2 protein-coding genes are annotated in these 1393 nt (G+C 73.7%); one reads left to right on the top strand and one right to left on the bottom strand.

Features of this window, described 5'->3' with window-relative positions:
- On the top strand, nt 1-485 hold a 485-nt coding region (locus AOK15_RS33415; protein ID WP_205632275.1), incomplete at its 5' end, for a patatin-like phospholipase family protein.
- 209 nt (nt 486-694) lie between these two features.
- On the opposite strand, the gene AOK15_RS47690 is transcribed toward AOK15_RS33415, so the two are convergent.
- The coding region (locus AOK15_RS47690) for a (2Fe-2S)-binding protein (RefSeq protein WP_240508716.1) at nt 695-858 on the bottom strand (164 nt) is incomplete at its 5' end.
- Between the last annotated feature and the right edge of the window lie 535 nt (nt 859-1393).

Genomic DNA, 1393 nt, shown 5'->3' on the forward strand with positions numbered 1-1393 from the left:
CGGTCGGCCCGCTCCTGGGCGACGTACACGACTGGCCCGAAGGAGAGTTGCGGATCGCCGCGGTCGACGCGCGGAACGGGAGGACAGAGGTGTTCGACTCGACGTCCGGGGTCACCCTCATCGAAGCGGTCGCGGCGAGCTGCGCCGTGCCCGTCGTGTGGCCGCCGGTCACCGTGGCCGGCCGGCGCTGGATGGACGGTGGCAGCCGTTCGACGGCCAACCTCCAACTCGCTCGCGGATACCGCCGGGTGCTGGCGGTCGTACCCGCCCCACGGGCGGTCGGCCCGCATCCGAGCGCCGCGCAGCAGGCCGCCGAACTCACCGACGACGGTGCGCGTGTCGTCCTGCTCACCCCGGACAGAGCCGCGCGTCGCGCGATGGGCCGCAATCTGGCGGACGACGCACACCGGCCCGCCGCGGCCCGCGCGGGGCACGCCCAGGCCGACGCGCTGGCCCCCTCGGTCGTCGAGGTCTGGCAGGGGTGATGTGCGTCAACGCGACGCACATGGTGCGTCCGCAGCCGACTTCGGGGCGGCGACTTCGAGGCCGACAACACCGCCGTACCTTGCCGAGCCGCGGAGCCGCCTCGGCCATCGAGCCGTCAGGCGATCGACGCGACGTCCGACCATCGGGCCGCGCCGCAATCGAGTCGCCCGGCTCCCGGCGGCCGCCTGTGGGTCGTTGACCGACCGCCTCAGCCCTCCAGCCGTCGCAGACGCTCCGCGTCGCAAGTGCGGGGGCAGGTGGAGCAGGCCTCGGTCGGGCGGATCGTGTAGTAGAGGCAGCAGCCCCTGCGGGTGCGGGTCGGGTGATCGTGGCCGTCGGCTGTGCGCAGTACGCGGAAGTCGGCGCCGCCCGNNCGGCCCGCAGCGCCTCCTGGTGTGGGGCCGTCCGCGCGCCGTCGAGCACCGCCGCGGGGTCGTCCGGCAGGCAGACGAGGTCGCTGCCGGGTCGGATCTGGTACGTGCCCGAGGCGACGTCCACCCGAATGTCATCGGGAGCGATGCGCGGCACCCGTCGCTCCAGGTACCAGACACCGCTCATCAGCAGGGCGACCGACCACACATAGTCATGGAGCGCCCGGGAGGCGGCGACATGGCGGGGCGCGGTGTGGTCGTAGCGACTCCGGATCCGCCCGGCCTCGGCCTCGACGAACGCCTCCAGCCCTTCCCGACCGTCCGTCAACACCACGGCGCCCGTGGTCATTAGGGGTGATGATGCCGTGGGACCTTGGCCCGGTTCCCCGACCCGTACGGACAGCACCTCGCACATCTCGTCCAGACGGCGGTAGGCGGCGGCGAGGCCACCCGCGACGCTCGCCGGGGTGGTGGGGAGACCCGCGAGGTCCGTCGGGGTGGCGGCGAGGAGACCCGCGACGTACGTGGGGGTCTGT

This window comes from Streptomyces ossamyceticus, assembly GCF_001418475.1.
GTDB classification, from domain to species: domain Bacteria; phylum Actinomycetota; class Actinomycetes; order Streptomycetales; family Streptomycetaceae; genus Streptomyces; species Streptomyces ossamyceticus.